Raw genomic sequence first — 238 nt, 5'->3', positions numbered from 1 at the left:
GCCAGTTACTTCCGCACGAGTCTTTTGAGCACGAGTGCCCTGACGCGCGTTTGCAGCATATGCTACAACTACCTGATGAACCAATGCCTCGTTAAAGTCACGGCCGAAGGTAGTTTCGGAAACTTCAAGAGCGCTCTGGGCGTCTTTCAATACCAATTCCATTACTCTCTCCTCAGACCTTAAGCTTTAACTGCTGGCTTGATAATCAAGTCACCATTGGTAGCGCCTGGAACTGCGC

At 50.0% G+C, this 238-nt stretch carries 1 protein-coding gene; it reads right to left on the bottom strand.

Annotated elements, in window-relative coordinates:
* Positions 1-162: 50S ribosomal protein L4 (gene rplD / locus AAEY88_RS15395; protein ID WP_350563790.1), on the bottom strand; the 162-nt coding region annotated here is incomplete at its 3' end.
* Positions 163-238 lie beyond the last annotated feature (76 nt).

The organism is Psychrobacter sp. CAL346-MNA-CIBAN-0220 (assembly GCF_040309805.1).
GTDB lineage: Bacteria > Pseudomonadota > Gammaproteobacteria > Pseudomonadales > Moraxellaceae > Psychrobacter.
This window is presented reverse-complemented; position numbering and strand designations above follow the sequence as displayed.